13 protein-coding genes are annotated in these 16,907 nt (G+C 71.8%); 2 read left to right on the top strand and 11 right to left on the bottom strand.

Annotation, left to right across the window (positions count from 1 at the left end; genetic code table 11):
* Nucleotides 1-15 precede the first annotated feature (15 nt).
* The 8 genes from ABZ857_RS24895 to ABZ857_RS24860 form a co-directional block, all read right to left on the bottom strand.
* Nucleotides 16-1,860, bottom strand: coding sequence for a hypothetical protein (locus ABZ857_RS24895; protein ID WP_357046671.1), 1,845 nt, complete (start codon nucleotides 1,858-1,860; stop codon nucleotides 16-18).
* A gap of 81 nt (nucleotides 1,861-1,941) precedes the next feature.
* The gene (locus ABZ857_RS24890; RefSeq protein WP_357046669.1) at nucleotides 1,942-2,697 is read right to left on the bottom strand and encodes a transglutaminase family protein; all 756 of its coding nucleotides are present in this window, start codon (nucleotides 2,695-2,697) and stop codon (nucleotides 1,942-1,944) included.
* On the bottom strand, nucleotides 2,688-3,641 hold the full coding sequence (locus ABZ857_RS24885) for a Gfo/Idh/MocA family oxidoreductase (RefSeq protein ID WP_357046667.1): 954 nt from the start codon (nucleotides 3,639-3,641) through the stop codon (nucleotides 2,688-2,690). Before ABZ857_RS24885 ends, ABZ857_RS24890 begins: the two co-directional genes overlap by 10 nt.
* 62 nt (nucleotides 3,642-3,703) lie before the next feature.
* Nucleotides 3,704-4,570 carry a carbohydrate ABC transporter permease gene (locus tag ABZ857_RS24880; protein ID WP_357046665.1) on the bottom strand — a complete coding sequence of 289 codons (867 nt, stop codon included), beginning with the start codon at nucleotides 4,568-4,570 and terminating at the stop codon, nucleotides 3,704-3,706.
* A gap of 15 nt (nucleotides 4,571-4,585) precedes the next feature.
* Nucleotides 4,586-5,539, bottom strand: a complete 954-nt coding sequence (locus ABZ857_RS24875) for a sugar ABC transporter permease (RefSeq protein WP_357046663.1) — start codon at nucleotides 5,537-5,539, stop codon at nucleotides 4,586-4,588.
* Between the two features lie 76 nt (nucleotides 5,540-5,615).
* Nucleotides 5,616-6,953, bottom strand: a complete 1,338-nt coding sequence (locus tag ABZ857_RS24870; RefSeq protein WP_357046661.1) for an ABC transporter substrate-binding protein — start codon at nucleotides 6,951-6,953, stop codon at nucleotides 5,616-5,618.
* A 415-nt stretch (nucleotides 6,954-7,368) separates the two neighbouring features.
* The gene (locus ABZ857_RS24865; RefSeq protein WP_357046659.1) at nucleotides 7,369-8,559 is read right to left on the bottom strand and encodes a DegT/DnrJ/EryC1/StrS family aminotransferase; all 1,191 of its coding nucleotides are present in this window, start codon (nucleotides 8,557-8,559) and stop codon (nucleotides 7,369-7,371) included.
* Between the two features lie 523 nt (nucleotides 8,560-9,082).
* Nucleotides 9,083-10,054 (bottom strand): dihydrodipicolinate synthase family protein, encoded by a 972-nt coding sequence (locus ABZ857_RS24860; RefSeq protein WP_357046657.1) that lies wholly within the window; start codon nucleotides 10,052-10,054, stop codon nucleotides 9,083-9,085.
* Nucleotides 10,055-10,246: 192 nt separating this feature from the next.
* On the opposite strand from ABZ857_RS24860, the gene ABZ857_RS24855 reads away from it, so the two are divergent.
* Nucleotides 10,247-11,452 (top strand): hypothetical protein, encoded by a 1,206-nt coding sequence (locus tag ABZ857_RS24855; RefSeq protein ID WP_357046655.1) that lies wholly within the window; start codon nucleotides 10,247-10,249, stop codon nucleotides 11,450-11,452.
* Nucleotides 11,453-11,737: 285 nt separating this feature from the next.
* Here ABZ857_RS24855 and ABZ857_RS24850 read toward each other — a convergent pair whose 3' ends face one another.
* The 3 genes from ABZ857_RS24850 to ABZ857_RS24840 all read right to left on the bottom strand — a co-directional run bounded on the left by ABZ857_RS24850 (nucleotide 11,738) and on the right by ABZ857_RS24840 (nucleotide 14,858).
* Entirely contained in the window at nucleotides 11,738-12,793 is a 1,056-nt protein-coding gene (locus tag ABZ857_RS24850) for a dihydrodipicolinate synthase family protein (protein ID WP_357046653.1), read from the bottom strand.
* A 42-nt stretch (nucleotides 12,794-12,835) separates the two neighbouring features.
* On the bottom strand, nucleotides 12,836-13,852 hold the full coding sequence (locus ABZ857_RS24845) for an NAD-dependent epimerase/dehydratase family protein (protein WP_357046651.1): 1,017 nt from the start codon (nucleotides 13,850-13,852) through the stop codon (nucleotides 12,836-12,838).
* A gap of 109 nt (nucleotides 13,853-13,961) precedes the next feature.
* Entirely contained in the window at nucleotides 13,962-14,858 is an 897-nt protein-coding gene (locus ABZ857_RS24840; RefSeq protein WP_357046649.1) for a Gfo/Idh/MocA family oxidoreductase, read from the bottom strand.
* 715 nt (nucleotides 14,859-15,573) lie between these two features.
* Here ABZ857_RS24840 and ABZ857_RS24835 point away from each other — a divergent pair.
* Nucleotides 15,574-16,704, top strand: coding sequence for a cellulose-binding domain-containing protein (locus ABZ857_RS24835; RefSeq protein ID WP_357046647.1), 1,131 nt, complete (start codon nucleotides 15,574-15,576; stop codon nucleotides 16,702-16,704).
* Nucleotides 16,705-16,907 lie beyond the last annotated feature (203 nt).

Below are 16,907 nucleotides of genomic sequence, written 5' to 3'. Positions count from 1 at the left end.
CCGGGGCGGGCACGGTCAGCGCACCGCCACGGTGGCGGTCCGGGTCCCGGCGTCGAACTTGTACGCGTCGCTGTGCAGGATCTCCAGGATCACCGTGCGCGTGTCGTTGGCGAGGTCCGGCCTGCGGGTCTTCATCGTGACCGTGGCGGTGGACTCCCCGGGCTTGAAGATCGCCACGCCGGACAGGCCGTCGTAGTCGTAGCGCTCCTCGGCCGTTCCCGTCGTCGAGTACGCGACCGCCATGGTCCTGCTCGTGTCGCCGCCGCTGCGGGTGAAGGTGAACGTCACCGCGTCGCCGTGCCGTACGGTGTCCGCCGACGCGCTCACCGACACCTGCGGCATCGGGGTGGGAGAGTCCTTCACGTTCGGCGCCTGGAACTGCTCGATCGTCAGGGTGTTGCCGGCCTGCGGGACGTTCAGCGTCGGCGACCCCGTCGGGGCGGGCAGGTAGGCGGTGATGTTCCCGGCCAGCCCGGTGCACGCCGACTGGCTGTCGCCCGCGTACGGGTAGCCGGCGATCAGCGGGTTGCGCTGGTTGGTGTTGATCACGCAGTCGGTCCAGGTCACGCCGCCGTACTTCTTCGCCACGTCCGGCCCGGCGACCGCCACCAGCGCGATCGGCTGGTACTTGCCGGCGCGGGAGTAGGCGTCGTTCCAGATGGCGGTGCGGGTGAAGGTCAGGTGGAAGTCGGTTCCCGCGGGCATCGCCTGGGTGCGGATCGCGGCCGCGAACAGCCGGGAGTCGATCAGCGAGTCCGTCACCGAGACCTCGCCCGGCATCATCGGACCCGTGCCGATGCCGCCGTTCTCCCGCGGGGTCGGGTCGCCGTTGTCGCCCCACACCGAGCAGATGAAGGTGCCCAGGTCGGGGGCGGTGGTCGCGCCGAACAGCACGTTGTCGAAGCTGATGCCGATGGGCCCGCACTCGGGCGGGGCGCCCGCCAGGCACAGCGCGTTGATGGTCACCGCCTGGCCCACGTTGTCGCGGATCGCCGTGTCCTTGATGACGATGTTCTTCAGCCTGCTGTGCGGAAGCAGCTCGAACGGCTTGGAAGTGGTCCGCGCCGGGTCCGGCTCGAAACAGATGCCGGCCATCGGCGGCGTGCCGAACGTGTTGGTGAACGCGCACGACTCGACCCGCAGCCCGTCCACCGAGATGACGGTCATGCCGTTGCGCCGGTGGTTGTCGCAGCGCACGTTGCGCAGCGTGATGTCGCTGCAGTACGTCTGGCCGATGGAAGCGCGCCGCGGCCGGTCGTACCGCACGCCCAGGTAGATGCCGTCGCCCCCGGAGTCGCGCAAGGTCAGACCCTGAACAGTGATCTTGTCGCAGCTCAGGATGCTCAGCGCGTGGCGCCACTCCCCCGCGTTGTACTCGGTCTTGTTCATCGCGAGCGTCGCGCCGTCGCCGACGATGGTGATGTCGGAGACCAGCTCCCCGGTCGCCGGTCCGGCGATGGTGATGAGGCAGACGTCCACGGTGTCGAAGATGAGCGGGGTGCCGTCGAACGCGCCGGGCTTGGCCCGGACCACGGTGCCCGGCTCGAACACGATCGTCAGCGGATGGGGGCCCTTGGGGTGGGCCGGGTCGAAGCCGATCACGAGCGGACCGGTCACCCAGTCGCCGTCCTGCCGGTCGACGAACAACGTGGTGCTCTTCCGGTGCGTCTGGTCCAGGGCCTTGTTGATCGCGCTCTGCAGGGTGGTCGTGGTGTCGGTGGGGTTCCAGCCGCCGCAGCGGGACGCGACGATCGCGTCCTTCGGCCGCTGGTACGGCCGGCGGCCCGTCGTGGTGGCCGCCGCAGCGGCCTGCGGGACGGTGACGCCGAGGGCGGTGGCACCCGCCGTGGCCGCTGACAAGCTCAGGAAGCTCCGCCGGCGCATGCTGCCGTCTTCTGCCATTCGTCACTCCAGTCGGAAAGGTGGATGGGGGGTGCCTGATCAGGCGGCGCGTACGCCGTCGATCAGGTAGTCGGTGAACCCGAGGTGGGTGTAGAGCCGGCTGCCGGCGTCCACGGCGGGACGATCCGCGGTGCGCCAGCCCGGCTGGTCCTCGACGTGTGGCCTGCAGCGGGCGTAGTAGCGGGCCAGCGGCTCCCGGTAGGCCAGGTCGGCGGACTCGCGGGCGGCTCCGGCGAGCTCGCGGGCCTCGGCGAGCCGGCCGTCCGGCGACTCGGCGAACACGCCGAAGGTGGGGTCGAAGAACGCCCACCCGCCGTCCAGGAACAGCTCCACGGCGGTGTGCCCGCAGCGCAGGTTGGCGTGCACGGCGAAGCAGAGCCGCCCCGGGACGCCGCGCAGCCCGGCCAGCGCGACCAGCACCCGGGCCTGCTCGTTGCACCAGCCGGAGCCCGACGCGATGATCTGCTCCTCCGCGAGCGCCCGGTCGGGCGGGATGCGCTCGGGCAGGTGGTGCGGGTGTGTGACGTGCGCGTTGACCCAGCGGTTGGCGGCCACCGCGAACTCGCGCGGGCTGCCCGCCGGGAGCGCCGCCACGACGGGCTCCAGCCGCGGCCTCGCGCCGGGCACGTACGTGATCGCCGGCGGCGGTGCGCCGTACAGCAGCGGCTCGGTCTCCGGGGCCAGCCGCAGCTGGCCGCGGGCCTGGTCGAGGTCGATCCCGGCCACGGGGGTCGTCGCGATCGCATGGTCGATGTCGCCCGGGAAGCCCCGGCCCCGGTACGGGCTCAGGTCCATGGATCCTCCTCGGGCACGGGCACCGTCCGTCCGGTGCGGGCCGACTCGTACAGCGCCAGCACGGTGGCCAGCACCCGGCGGCCCGCGGCCGTGCCCACCAGCGGCGGGCGGCCGTCCGTCACCGCGGCGGTGAAGTCGCGGTATTGCGCGCGGACCGCGGCCCGCTCGTCCGGATCGACCGGGATCTCCACGCTGCCGCGGTCGCCGTAGACGGCGACCCTGGTCGGCAGGCCCGGGCAGGCCGCGGTCGTCGCGGTCACCCCGGCGATCGCACCGGAGGCGAACCTGACGCTGCCGACCAGCGTGTCCTCCACCTCGATCCGCTCGTGCGCCAGGCAGCCGGATTGCGCCTGCGCCTCGACCGGCCGGCCGAGCAGCCAGATCAGCAGGTCCAGCGCGTGCACGCCGAGCGTGATCAGCGCGCCGCCGCCCTCGACCTTGGCGCTGCCGCGCCACGGTGTGGCGTCGTAGTAGTCCTGGCCGCGCCAGGCCACCGTGTGCGCGGCGCCGCCGGTCAGCCGGCCGAGCTCGCCGCCGGACACCCTGGCCCGGGCGGCCAGGGCGGCCGGCTCGAAACGGCGCTGGCTCATCACGCCGACCACCCGCCCGGTCCGTCGCTCGGCCGCGATGATCCGGTCGGCGGCCGCCAGGTCGATCTCCAGCGGCTTCTCCACCAGGACGTGCTTGCCGGCCTCCAGCGCGGCGACCACGGTCTCGGCGTGCAGGCCGTGCGGCACGCTCACGGTCACGGCGTCGACGTCCGGCCGGTCGCACAGCGCCGCCGCGTCCGGGCTCGCCGCGCAGCCGAGCCTGGCGGCGAGCGCGGCGGCCCGCTCGGGCACCGCGTCGGCCACCGCGACCAGCCGCGCCCTCGGGCCGAGGGACGCGATCAGTTCGGCGTGCACGCTGCCGTAGGAGCCGCAGCCGATCACACCGAACCGCACCGCACTCTCTGGGGATTGCGAACCGTCTGGGGATTCCGGGCCGCTCACCTGCTGTGCCCCGCTCATTTGCTGTATCCGGCGGCGATGCCCTCGATGATCCGCCTGCCCAGGATGATGTAAAGGATCAGCAGCGGCAGGATGAGGATGATCAGGCCGGCGAACAGCACGTTGTAGCGGTTGCCGCTGTACTGCATGTTGATCGCGAAGTTGTACAGCGACAGCGACAGCGTGGTCCGGTGCCGCAGCATGACCAGGGCGAAGAATGTCTCACCCCAGTGCCCGATGGCCTGCAGGACGAAGATGGTGATCAGGCCGGACCTGGCCAGCGGGAACATGATCCGCCAGAAGGTGTACCAGGGCCCGGCGCCGTCGATCGCGGCCGCCTCCTCCAGCTCGCCGGGCAGGGACCGGAAGAACGCGGTGAGCAGGAACAGCGCGTACGGCACCCCGGTGCCGATGTAGATGAGCATCAGCCCGCCGATCGAGTCGACCAGCCCGGCCCGGTCGAACACCACGTACAGCGGGATGAAGATGGTCTGGGCGGGGATGCCCAGCCCGATCACGAAGAAGATGGTGTGCGCCCCGGCCAGCCGGGACCGGAACCGGGACAGCGCGTAGGCCGCCGGCGCGGTGAGCAGGATGCAGCCCACGCCCGAACCGACGATGAGGATGAGGGAGTTGAGCACGCCGGCGCCGAACTCGCCGGCCACCCAGGCGTCCTGGTAGTTGCTCCAGAGGAACTCGCTGGGCCAGGACCACGGTGTGAGCACCATGTCCCTGGTGGACTTCAGCGACGAGAGGATCATCCAGAGGATGACCAGGATGTCGGCCGCCACCAGGAGCCAGGCGAACGGCACCAGCGACCAGTGCAGCCAGCCCCGGCTGGTGAGGCGGCGGCCTGCGGAGGGGGATGTCACGGTGTGGGTCACGGATAACCTCGCCGGCTAGTAGGTGACGGAGTCCTTGCGCAGGATGCGCCGCGACAGCACGGCGAGCCCGCCGGTGAGGACGAGGACGATGACCCCGCAGGCCGAGCTGATGCCGTAGTCGGGCACGCCGTCGGGGTTGAAGGCCTCGCCGTAGGAGTACATCGCGAAGTTCCACAGCTTCGGCGAGGGCAGCGCGCCGTCCTGCGCGGAGAAGGTGAGCAGGAACTCGAAGGTCTTCAGCGCGCCGACGCACCACAGCACCGAGCAGACGCTGACGATGTCGCGCATCAGCGGGAACGTGACGTGCCTGAACCGGGCGAACGGCCCCGCCCCCTCCAGCTCGGCCGCCTCGTACAGCTCGCGGGGGATCCGGTCCACCGCCGCCATGAAGATCACGGTGTAGGTGCCGGTGGTCAGCCACATCATGCCGACGAGGATCGTCTTGAACGCGTTGTCCTGGGCCAGCCAGGCCGGCGGATGATCGACGCCCAGCTTCACCAGCAGGGTGTCGACCAGCCCGTCGGGATAGTTGAACAGGAAGCCCCACAGGATCGAGATGGCGATGCCCGGCACCAGCGACGGGAAGAACACCACCGCCCGGGCCAGCTTCCTGCCGACCATGTCGTGCAGGAGCATGGTGAGCAGGAACGCGATCGCGAACACGCCGACGCCGACGCCGAACACGATCCAGAAGGTGTTCACGAACGAGGTGCGGAAGACCGGGTCCTTGAACATCCGGGTGTAGTTGGACAGCCCCGCCCACTGCATCGGGCCCGCACCGGCCCAGTGGTTCAGGCTGATCCACAGCGTGAACACCGTCGGCGCCACCATGACGGCGGCGTAGACGAGGAGTGCCGGGTACACGAACGGGACGAACAGCCGGCGGCGTGACCGCTCCAGCGGCGACATGCGCAGGCGCTGTCTGCGGCGGGACGCGGTTTCCGGCACGGGGGAAGCCACTGCGGGCATGGTGGTCACGCTGACGCCTTTCTTCATGGGGAGCCCGGGCCGGCCGTCACGGGGCCGGCCCGCACTACGAGGGCGGTCAGTTCTTCGACTGCCAGTACGCCGCGGTCTGGCTGACCATCTTGTCGACGAACTCCTTGGCGCTGATCTTGCCGAAGACGAGCTGGTCGTCGAGCTCGTAGAACACCTTGGTCAGGTAGTCGGCCAGCCCGGTCGGGAAGCGGAAGGTGTTGATGTCGCCGCGGTCGAAGACGTCCTTCACCGCCTGGATCGGCGCCGGCGCGGGCACGCCCTTGATCACCGGGATGTCCTGCAGCTGCGAGCTGACCTGCTCCTGGTACTTGCGCTGGAGCAGGAACGCCGCGAACTGCTTGGCGGCGTCGGGGTTCTTCGCCCTCTTCAGGATGCCGAGGCCGTTGACCGCCACCGACAGCGGCGGGGCCTTCTTGCCCTTCACCGCGGGGAACGGGAAGGCCCGGAAGTCGAAGCCGGGGGCGGCCACGCTGCCCACCTCACCCGGCAGCCAGGTGCCGTTGACGTTGAAATCGGCCTCGTCGTTGGCCCACTTGTTCTCCATGGCCGGGAACTTCGAGGCGCTGTAGCCCTCGATGAAGTACCCGCCCCTGGCCAGCTTCTCCACCATCTGCGCGGCCTGCAGATATCCGGGATCGGCGCCCCAGGTGCGCCCGGACTTGTCCAGGCTCGCCTTGGCCAGCGCGTCCACACCCATGATCGAGGACAGGAAGCTGGTGTAGTACAGCGCGCTGTAGCTCTGGATGCTGCCGTCCAGAGCCAGCGGCTTGCGCCCCTTGGCCTTCTGCGCGTCGAGCACCGCCATGAACTGGTCCCAGTCCTGAGGCGGGGCGGCCACCAGGTCGGGGAAACGCTTGCCGTTGTAGAAGACCACGTTGGACGAGGACGCCCAGTAGGGGATCTGCACCGGGCCGCCGGCCTTGGCGCCGGTGCCGTCGACGGGGGTGGACAGCGACATCGCCTGGTCTCCGACGGCCTGCTGGACCGTCTGGTCCGTGCCGGGGACCTTCATCTGGTAGACGTCGCCGATGTCGAGCAGCCCGCCGGTCGGGGCGAGCGCGTTGGTGATCGCGCCGCCGGTGCTCTCGATGATGTCGGTCGGCACCTCGGTGCCGTTCAGCGCGGGCAGCAGCGCCTTGGCGGCCGCGTTGCCCTTCCACTCGATGGTGACCTTGATACCGGTCTTGGCCTCGAAGTCGTCGGCCACGCCCTGCAGGAACTTCTGCCCCGGCTGGCCCTTGAGCCACGAACTCCAGATCGTCAGCTGCTTGGCGCCGCCGGAAGGACCCGCGTCGCCGCCGCCACCGCATGCCGCGGTCAGCGTCACCGCGAGCGCCCCCACGCTGACAGCGGCCAGAAGTCTGCGGGCGGCCAGCCTCGTCATGCTCTCACCTAAAGCCATCTCGCACCCTCTCTGTGGGGCTTCGTTGCGAGGTAGGGTAACTTACGGTCCGGGCCGATACTAGGTCCAACCGGGTCACAACCCGGCAATGTACCGATAACGGCCCCCTCCTTAAGAGGGTCAGCGGGCTCAGGTCTCCGGCTCGGCGTCACGACCACCGGCGGCCCGGCCGCGGGTCGCCGGGTGTCCGGGAGTGCGGAAACGCCCGCAGGCCCTGGGGCGGCGTCTCCCGCCGGCCACCGACGGGCGCGCCCGCACCTCACCGGGCCGAGGCCGGTTGCGGATGCGACGCGGGCGGAGCCGCCAGGCCCGGCGGCGCGGCGGCGCCGATTCCCGCACGATTGCGGTGCTGGCCGAAATGCGCCGACAGCTGGACGCGGGTCGAACGCCATGTCCGTTACGGTTCGCGCCTTCGGGCGGCCAGGACCTTGGCCAGCGCCTCGGCGATGTCCGCGGCTCGGGCCGGGTCGTCCATGAGCATCGCCTGGCGCACCCACACGACGCTCTCGGCGGCCGCCGTCGCGGCCGGGCACGGCTCGGCGCGCGCCCCGGCCCTGCTCAGGGCGTCCATCGTGCCCAGCGGCGGATATCCGGCGTCGAGCGGCACCCCCTCCGCCGCCATGGCGGCGAGCAGGAAGTCACGGTCGACGGAGCCGTGGACGCGCAGCATGAGCAGGTGGCGGGAGTCGCGGGTGGTGCCGGGCGGCCGCGGCGGCACGGTCACCGGCCTGGCCGAGTCCGCCGCCGGGAGCCGGTCCAGCTCGCGTTCGAGAGCCGCGCAGAAGGCGTCGCGGCGGGCGATCTCGTCGTCGAGCCGGTCCAGCCAGGGCAGCAGCAAGGCGGCCTGCAGGTCGGTGAGCCGCAGGTTCCAGCCGACGGACGGGTGGCCGTACCACTGGCCGCCGAGCCTGCGGCCGACGTTGCAGACCGACCAGATCGCCTCGTACGCCGCCTCCTCCCGGCAGACGATCAGGCCGCCTTCGCCCGCGGTCATCGCCTTGCTCGACTGGAAGCTGTAGACGGCCGCGTCACCGAGGCCGCCGACGGGCCGCCCGCGATACTCGGCGCCGTGGGCCTGGGCGGCGTCTTCGACGACGGCCAGCCCGTGCCGGTCCGCCAGGGCGGTCAACGGGTCCATGTCGGCGGGACTGCCCGCCAGGTGGACCGGCATGACGGCCGCGGTCCTGCCGGTCAGCGCGGCCCGCACGGCGTCGGGCGACAGGTGCAGGTCGGCCGGGTCCACGTCGGCGATCACGGGAGTCGCTCCGGCGAGCAGCACGGCGGTGGCCGAGGCGACGAAGGTGTAGGCGGGCACGATCACCTCGTCGCCCGGCCCCACGCCCAGGCCGCGGAGCGCGGCGAACAGGCCGAGCGTGGCGTTGCCCACGGCCACCCCGTACGGCACCGCGGACCTGCGGGCGAAGGCGGCGGCCAGGTCGTCGGTCACGCCGCCGCCCTGGGTGGCTCCCCACCGGCCGCTCTCCAGAACCTTGGCGACCAGTTCACGCTGGGCGTCGTCGAGGGGAGGAGGCCAGGACGGCCACGGGGCGGTTCGGACGGGCGTGCCGCCATGCAGGGCGAGGGTCACGGGAGATCCCTTCAGGTACGGAGACCGGCGAGGCGGAAGCCGAGAAGCGGGTTCGCCGTCCTGGAGCAGCGCCGGGCCGGCGTCGGCGAGGGGGTGGGGCGACGGGACACACCCGGCTCTCACGCCGGGGAGGCAGGGGTCGGAGCCGGACGCCGCATGATCGGCGCCGGTCGCGGCCGATCAAGCGGCCGGTCATCTCGGAGTCGCACGCCTCGAGGCACGATCTTCAATTTTGGCCCAGACCGTAACTTTAGGCAGGCGGTATGTCAAGGGGCCGTCAGACAATTAAGGACTGTCCGCTACGACGTCCGGCGCGTGGCGTCCGGCCCGCGACCTGGATAGAGGACTCTCGCGCCGTCGCGCCGGTGACCGCCCATCCGGAGCGCGACGGCCGCACGCGACGGCAGCAGGGGCGCCCTGCGGGGTCCTGATCCGCTCTCCGGCCCGGCACCGGATCCGAGGCCAGGGCAGCGCGCACGGGCACCCCGGAGACCCGCCGGCCGGCCGTCGGGCGGCAGCCCGTTTACTCGGCCTGCTCGGCCGCCACCCCACCACGTGCGCGGCCGCGGTGCCGCACCACCTCCGCGCGCTCCTCCGCCGGCAACGGCGGGCCGTACGGGTCGTGGGCGTGCGAGGCGGGGATGCGGCCCTCGGCCGCCGCCAGCCACAGCATGCGCTGCACGTAGCCCTCCATGGGCTCGGTGAACGTGGCCTGCGCCAGCCGATCCAGACGCCCGGACGCCTCCTCGAAGGCCCGCAGGTCGTCGCCGCGGAAGGCGTCGAGCACGGCCGCGCCGACCTCGACGGCGGCGGCGGCGATGCCCACCAGCGCGGCCTCGGCGCCCCACAGCAGGGAGGGCCCGAACATGCGGTCCTCGCCCGTGATGGCCAGCCGTCCCGCCTCCCGGGTGAGTGCGATGGCCCGCTGGCAGCCCATGGCGTCCGAGAGCAGGGCCGTCTTGAGTCCGGCCACGCCCGGGTGGGCCAGGATCTCGGCCAGCACAGCGGGCGGGCACGGCCGGGTGTAGAGGTCGAAGGCGATCATCGGCAGGCGGGACGCCCGCCACACGGCGTCGTGCAGCGCCGGCCTGTCCCCCGCGGAAGGGAACACCAGGACGCCCGCCGCGCCCAGGTCGGCCGCCACCCGCGCCTCGGCGGACGTACGGGCGACGCCGTCTCCAGCGGGGGAACCTCCCTCCGCGTCGGAGCCGCCCGGACCGCCGGCGTCGGGGTGGCCGCCGACGCCCACCAGTACGGGAACGCCGAGCGCCACCGCCCGCTCGATCACGCCCGCGCGCACCTCCGGCGGCAGGAACGGGCCCCGGCCGGTGTGAGCCAGCACCGCCAGGGCGCCGGCCCCGTCGGCGACCAGCCCGGCCAGGTAGCGTGAGACCAGGTCGAGATCCACTTCCCGATCGGCGGTCATGGGGGTGGCGGCCGCGGCGATGAGCGAGCCGCGCAGGCGGTCCCGAAGGGTCTGTGCCGAGACGTGCATCCCAAGCAGCTTACGGGAGACTCCCTCGACGGTTTCAACCCTTTCGCACGCGCCGGCGGCGAGGAGGCGCTGGAGCGGCCGCGGCGAACTGTCATGGGCGAGGGTTCGGCCGCGGAGGGGAATCGCGACCGGGAAACACCGCACACGGGTATGATTGCGGTCTCGACCGAAATCAGTCAAAGGGAGATGCGGGTGGGAATCGTCATCGGGGTCGTCGGCCCGCATGATCTGGTCGACGACGTCGCCGCCACGTGCGAGGACCAGCCCGGCGTCACCGCGTTGCGTCTGGACTACGACCACGAGTCCCAGGCATCCGCGATCGTCGAGGCGCACAGCCCGTCCGTCGAGGGCTGGCTGTTCACCGGCATCGTCCCCTACATGCTGGCCCGCGACGCCGAGGCGCTGACGCGTCCCGCCGCGTTCGTCGACTACTCGGGCGCGACGCTGCTCAGCGCCCTCGTACGGCTCCAGCACGCGGGCGAGGACGTGACCCGCCTGTCCATCGACACGCTGTCGGCGGCCGACGTGACGGCGACGTTCGCCGAGGCCGGGCTGCCCAGCGACGCGCTGCGGACGCTCCCCTACCGGTCCGACATGACCTCCAGGAGCGCCGTCGCCTTCCACCGCCGCGACCCCGGCCGCCCCGTGATCACGTGCCTCAGCAGCGTCTACGAGGCGCTGCGGGAGGAGATGCACGTGCTGCGGCTGGTGCCCTCGATGCACTCGGTCCGTGTGGCGCTGCGCCAGCTGCTGCTGACGGCAGAGGGCCAGGCGCAGGAGGACGCGCAGATCGCGCTCGGGCTGATCGAGGTGGTCAACGAGGAGGGCCTGCTGCGCGAGGCCGCCGCGCTCGGCGGCACCATCGCGGCCTATCGCGGCGGGACCCACCTGCTGGTGACCACCCGGGGTCCGCTGCACGACGCCACCGGCGGCTTCACCTGCCTGCCGATGCTGGCGCGGCTGACCGGTCAGAACGAGGTGGTCCGCATCGGCTTCGGGCTGGGGCGCAGCGCGGCCGAGGCCGAGAACCTGGCCCGTCGGGCGCTGGCCCGGGCGCGACGCATCGGTGAGGTGGCGGCCGTGCTGTCGTTGCGGGCCGACACCGACATCGTGCTCGAGTCGGCGCCGGCCGCCCCGGCGGCCGAGCACAACCTGCCGGTCATCGCCCGGCGGGTGGGGCTGTCGGTCTCCACTCTGGAGAAGCTCCTGGAGGCACGGGCCGCCGCCGGGGACGAGCCGCTCACCACCCGGGAGATCGCCGACCGCCTGGCGGTGCAGCAGCGCACCGCGCGCCGCATGCTGCACCGGCTGGAGCTGGCCGGGCTGGCCGAGCGCACCGGCAACCTGACCAGCGGCTCCAGCGGCCGCCCGCTCACGCTCTACCGTCTCACCCTCTGACCTCCCGGAACCCTCTGACCTCCCTAAACCCTCTGGACCTCGCGAAACGCCTCTCGGAACCCTCTGGACCTCGCGAAACGCCTTCCGGAACCCTCTGACCTCCCACGAAACCCTCTGGCCTCCCGGGATCGCCTGCCCCCGCCCGGTGGGGCCCGCGATCGTGTCCGAGGTGCCCGGCACGAAGGCGTGGCGCGGATGGGCGACGCCTGGCGGGCAGGCGTCACCCCTCGAGCGGGCCAACTGACGAGCGGGTCCGGCTGACGGCGGCCCGGCTGACGGGCGGGGTCAGGACAGCCAGCGGTCCAGGCCGCCGGCGACGAAGTCGTCGTCGCGCAGCCACGGATACGCCGCCCAGATCCGGTCGATCTCCGCGAGCTGCCCCGGCGAGAGATCCTCCGCCGGGTCCAGGCACCATCGACCGGCCAGCAACCCCTGCCGGCGCAGCACCTCGTGGATGCCCGGGATGCACCCGTGGAAGCCGTTGGCGGTGTCGAAGATGGCGGCGTTCGCATCGGTCAGGTGGCCGTCCAGAGTGAGCAGGCGCCGCACCGCCGCGTCGTCGCCCGCGCGGGCGAGCTTCGCCTCCTCCAGCAGCTCCACGGCTCGGCGCGCCCACACCGCCCACTGGCCGAGCAGGCCGCCGACGAACTCGACGTCCACCTCGCGCCCGTCCACCACCACGCGGTGCGAGGTGATGAGGTCGGCCAGGATGTGGTCGTCGTTGCCGGTGTAGAGGGCGAGGTCGCCCGCCCGGCCTGCGCGGACCACGCCGTGCAGGACGTCGAGCGTGCGATAGCGGTCGAACGGGGCGACCTTGATGCCCACCACCGACTCGATCGCGGCCAGGCGCGTCCAGAAGTCGCGCGACAGGGTGCGTCCGCCCACCGCGGGCTGGAGATAGAACCCGATCACGGGCAGCACCTCGCCGACCGCCCTGGCCCGCTCGATGAGCGCGTCCTCGCCGAGCCCGCGGTGGGGGGTGAGCAGGATCATGTGGTAGCCGAACGACCTGGCCAGCTCGGCCTCCGCGACCGCCTGCGCTGTCGGGCCGGTGGCCCCGGCCACGAGCACCACCTCGCGGTCGGCTTCGCCCGCCGTACGGGCGGCGAGTTCGAGCACGGGCGCGAGCAGGTCCGTACCGTGGATCGCGAACTGCGTGGTGTGCACGCCCACCGCCAGTCCCCCGGCGCCCGCGTCGAGGTAGTAGCGGGTCAGCGCCCGCTGACGGCGCTCGTCCAGCTTGCGGTCCTCGGACAGGGCGAGCGGGTGCGCCGGGATGACGAGGCCGCGCCGGAAGAGGTGGCGCACCGACGTCTGCGCCTCCGGAGCGCTGAGCACCATTGAACCCCCTTGGTCATGGTTGTGGCTGTGGCGTGCAGCGGGTCAGAAGCGGCCGTCACGGCGCTCGAACTTGGTGGGCTTGCCGAGCAGCGGCTCGCCCTCGGCGACCCAGCGGGCGGTGTGCTCGATCAGCTCGGCGGGTGTGATCTGCGGGTAGCCGAAGAGCCGGTGGCAGCGTGAGGCGTTCGACAGCAACGCCGTGGGCGCCTCCTCACCGGTGAACACCGGCTCCTTGCCCAGAGCCTCGCCCAGTGCCAGCGCCGTCTGCCGTACGGAGATCAGCTCCGGGCCGGTGACGTTGAGCACGTACGGCGGCGACTCGGCCAGCAGCAGAGAGCGCAGGGTGACCTCGTTGGCGTAGCCCTGCCAGACGACGTTCACCTGGCCGGTGGTCAGATCGACGGGCTCTCCGGCGAGCACCTTCTGGGCCAGGTCCACCAGCACGCCGTACCTGAGCTCGACCGCGTAGTTGAGGCGGATCAGCGCCATGCGGGTGCCGTGCGTCTCGGCGAAGTGCGTCAGGACCCGCTCCCTGCCAAGGCAGCTCATCGCGTAGTCGCCGACGGGGCCGGTGGCGGAGTCCTCGGTGCTGCCGCCGCCGGCGACGGGGACGAGGGGGTAGACGTTGCCGGTGGACAGGGCGGCGATGCGGCTGCCGCGGAACCGGTCGGCGACCCGGCCGGGCAGGTAGGCGTTGGTGAACCAGGCGGCGTGCTCCCGCCCCGAGGTGCCGAACTTGGCGCCCACCAGGAAGACCACGTTCGCCGCGTCGGGCAGCCGCTGCAGTGCCCGCTCGTCGGCGACGTCGGCGGACACCACGTCGGCGCCCTCCGCGCGCAGCGCCTCGGCGAGCCCGGGTGTGGAGAAGCGGGAGACGGCGATGATCCGCCGGTCGCGGCCGCTCTCGGCTGTGGCGTTGAGCGCCAGCCGCACCAGGCTCGGGCCCAGCTTCCCGCCCGCGCCGAGGATCAGGATGTCGCCGTCGAGTCTGCCGAGATCGTCGACGAGCCCGGCACTCGGCCGCGCCAGCCGCTCTTCGAGTTCCGCTGTCGTCCGCACACGGGTCTCCCTCTTGTCTGCCCTATTTACGGTCCAGACCGTAACTTTCAAGAAGTCCACCTGTCAACGGCGCGCCCACGGCACCGGGTTTCGACGGCTCGGGTCGGGATCAGGCGGCGGGCGGGGCGCTCTCGCGCGCCGAGACGAGGACGTCGAGGATGGCCCGGGTCTGCGCCCACGGCACCGGGCTGGGCGCCCCCGCCACCATCTCGAGGAACACCTCGATAGTTCCCTGGTAGCCGAGCCCCTTGACCGGGTCGTCACCGCCTTCGATCACGACGGTCTCCGAGGAGCCGCGCCGGTGCACGGTGACGGTGTAGGACTCCTCCTCCGTCACACCGAGAACCTCGACCGTGCCGGTGACGCCGTCCGCCCACCGCAGCGCCATGACGCCGGTGTCCTCGGAGCGCAGCGTCGCGTACCGCCGCCGCGCGCCGGCCGCGCCGGCCAGCCGTACGTCCGGCCCGAGCAGCGCGACCAGCAACTCGACGCCGTGGACGCCCATGGTCACCATCGTGCCGCCGCCTTCGCCCGGAGTGTCCTGCCAGGGGTTGTAGCCGGTGGCCCACAGCCCCACGTCGTGCCGCACGGTGGCTCGCACGGCCAGCACGTCGGACGGGTCCACCGTCAGCCTCGCGAACGCCGGGGCGAAGCGCAGCACCGACGTCGACATCACCCGGTCGTGGATCGGCAACCGGTCGAGCCGCTCCAACTGGTCACGGCTGGCGGCGGCGGGCTTGTTGAGGAAGCAGGCGGCTCCGGTCTCCAGCACCGCGGCCAGTGCCTCGGGCACCCGGGGGTTGGGCACGGTCAGCACCACCCCGTCGGGGCCGGTCGCCAGCGCTTCGGCGAGGGTCGGGGCGACCACCGCCGAGGGGTACTCGCCGGTGAAACGCCGCAGCCGCTCGGGGTCCGGCTCCCACACCACCAGCTCGGCGTGCCTGGCGAGGCTGCGGGCGTCGGTGAACGGATGACTGGTGGCGAGACCGGCGAGAACGATGCGCACAAGGTCCTCCGGGGGCGGGGGGACTGAGGGGAGACCATCATGACAGCCACCCCGCCGCCGGACGGCTCCAAGAAGAGCGGCGCTTCGCGCACGACCTGGCCGCGGTGAAGCGCGTCCAGCACTCCTCCCGCCGGACGGCGGACGGCTCCTCACCCCGCCATTCACGATGCCCTTCACCGCGCCTCCCACCGCGCCCTTCACCGCGCCATTCACGATGCCCTTCACCGCGCCTCCCGCCGCGCCCTTCACCGCGCCATTCACGATGCCCTTCACCGCGCCTCCCGCCGCGCCCTTCACAGCGCCCTTCACCGCGACCTTCACCGCGTCTTGCGCCGTGCCTTTCGCCGTGCCTTGAGACCGCGGCCACGCGCCCGCCTCGCGAGTGAACGCGGCCCGGCCGCTCGGGCAATCGATTCTCGACGCCTCGCGCTGAAACTTTCTCCCGCGGAAAGCGTTTCCGCACGTTCGCGACGGCTTACCGCACAGCCCTATTGACAGGACGGAATCGCTTTCGTCACCGTACGCGGTTGTTAGCGTTCACAACCTCGGAGGTCCGGCTCCCGCGAACGCATTTCATGGTGATCTCCTCGCCATAACGCGATGCGTGTCGCCTGGACACCCATCCGGCCGGCGACGACCTGCGACGCCGCCGACGGCGGGCGGACGCGCCGGACCGCGAAGTCGTGAACCACGGCATCCGCGATGGAGGCATCAGATGCATCAACGGCGATTACGCGAAGTCCTGACCCGCCTGGCCCTGGCCGCCTGTCTGGCCGCCTGCCTGGCCGGCGCCGCCGCGGGGACCACGGTCGCGGCACACGCCGCCTCGGCCGCCTGCCGGGTCACCTACACCGTCGGTTCGCAGTGGAACGGCGGCTTCAGCGCCAACGTCGCGATCACGAACCTCGGTGATCCGATCTCGGGCTGGACCCTGCGCTGGACCTTCGGGGCGGGGCAGACCGTCGGGCAGGCGTGGAACGCGAACGTGACGCAGAGCGGCGGTGCCGTGACCGCCGCCAACGTGAGCTGGAACGGCTCCCTGGCCACAGGCGCGAGCACCTCGTTCGGGTTCAACGGCAGCTGGAACAACACCGCCAACCCGGCGCCGGCCGAATTCACGCTCAATGGCGTCGCCTGCACGGGCGGCACGACCGTCTCCCCCGGCGTGAGCCCGTCCGCGTCGCCATCCAGGTCGCCATCCAGGTCGCCGTCCGCGTCACCGTCGGCGTCACCGTCCGCGTCGCCCTCGGCGACCACTCCGCCGGCGCGGACGGTGCGGGTCTTCTGGCTCAAGCCCTCCGACGTGGCATACGACCAGCGATACCCGGACGGCATGGCCAAGGTCGTGCGGGAGGCGCAGCGCTTCTTCAAGCAGGAGCTGGGCAAGACGTTCGCGTTGAACACCCCGGTCGTCGAGGTCGTCAACGGCGACCAGCCGCGCAGCTGGTACGAGAACACGCCGAAGTGCGGTGACAAGTACTGGTGGGCGGTGTGCAACATGCAGGAGGAGCTGCGCCGCAAGTTCGGCCTCGGCGCGCCCGACAGCCGATGGATCAACGTCGGCGAGGTCAGCGCCGAAGGCGACGGCGCGGGTGGCGGCGGCGGCAACGGCTGGGTGATCCTCAGCGGCCACGACGCCGACGGCGCCGCGGGCCTCAACGGCCCGATGAACCGGTGGTACGGCGGCATGGTGCACGAACTGGGCCACGCGTTCGGCCTGCCCGACGCCACGTCCACCGACGGCACGTGCATGTCGGCGTCCCTCTACGACTACCCGAACTGTCACTTCAGCCAGGCACAGAAGAACAGCATTCTCAACGGCCCGTACGGAAGCTTCCTTTCCTGACGGACCGGCGCGGGCGGCGCGGCCGGCGGTCGCGCCGCCCGGCGTTCGGTTATCGGCACCCGTCCCATTTCCTTTCGGGGAGCCGAAACAAAATCCGGTCTCTGTGGAAAATGAAACTTACATCCCCGGTTCGGCGTTTTCCCGGCTGCTGTGGTCGCGTCCTTTCCAGAAAACCCGCGCGATGCCTATTGTTGCGTGCCCCT

The sequence above is a fragment of the Microbispora sp. NPDC046933 genome, from assembly GCF_040644635.1.
Classification (GTDB): domain Bacteria; phylum Actinomycetota; class Actinomycetes; order Streptosporangiales; family Streptosporangiaceae; genus Microbispora.
Note: the sequence above shows the minus strand (reverse complement) of the source record. Positions and strands in the feature narration are given on the sequence as shown.

Excerpts from the sequence above, each read along its gene's own strand:
- ABZ857_RS24890 (WP_357046669.1), bottom strand. The coding sequence starts at position 2,697 with ATGGACCTGAGCCCGTACCGGGGCCGGGGCTTCCCGGGCGACATCGAC.
- ABZ857_RS24875 (WP_357046663.1), bottom strand. The coding sequence starts at position 5,539 with ATGCCCGCAGTGGCTTCCCCCGTGCCGGAAACCGCGTCCCGCCGCAGA.
- ABZ857_RS24870 (WP_357046661.1), bottom strand. The coding sequence starts at position 6,953 with ATGACGAGGCTGGCCGCCCGCAGACTTCTGGCCGCTGTCAGCGTGGGG.
- ABZ857_RS24860 (WP_357046657.1), bottom strand. The coding sequence starts at position 10,054 with ATGCACGTCTCGGCACAGACCCTTCGGGACCGCCTGCGCGGCTCGCTC.
- ABZ857_RS24850 (WP_357046653.1), bottom strand. The coding sequence starts at position 12,793 with ATGGTGCTCAGCGCTCCGGAGGCGCAGACGTCGGTGCGCCACCTCTTC.
- ABZ857_RS24835 (WP_357046647.1), top strand. The coding sequence starts at position 15,574 with ATGCATCAACGGCGATTACGCGAAGTCCTGACCCGCCTGGCCCTGGCC.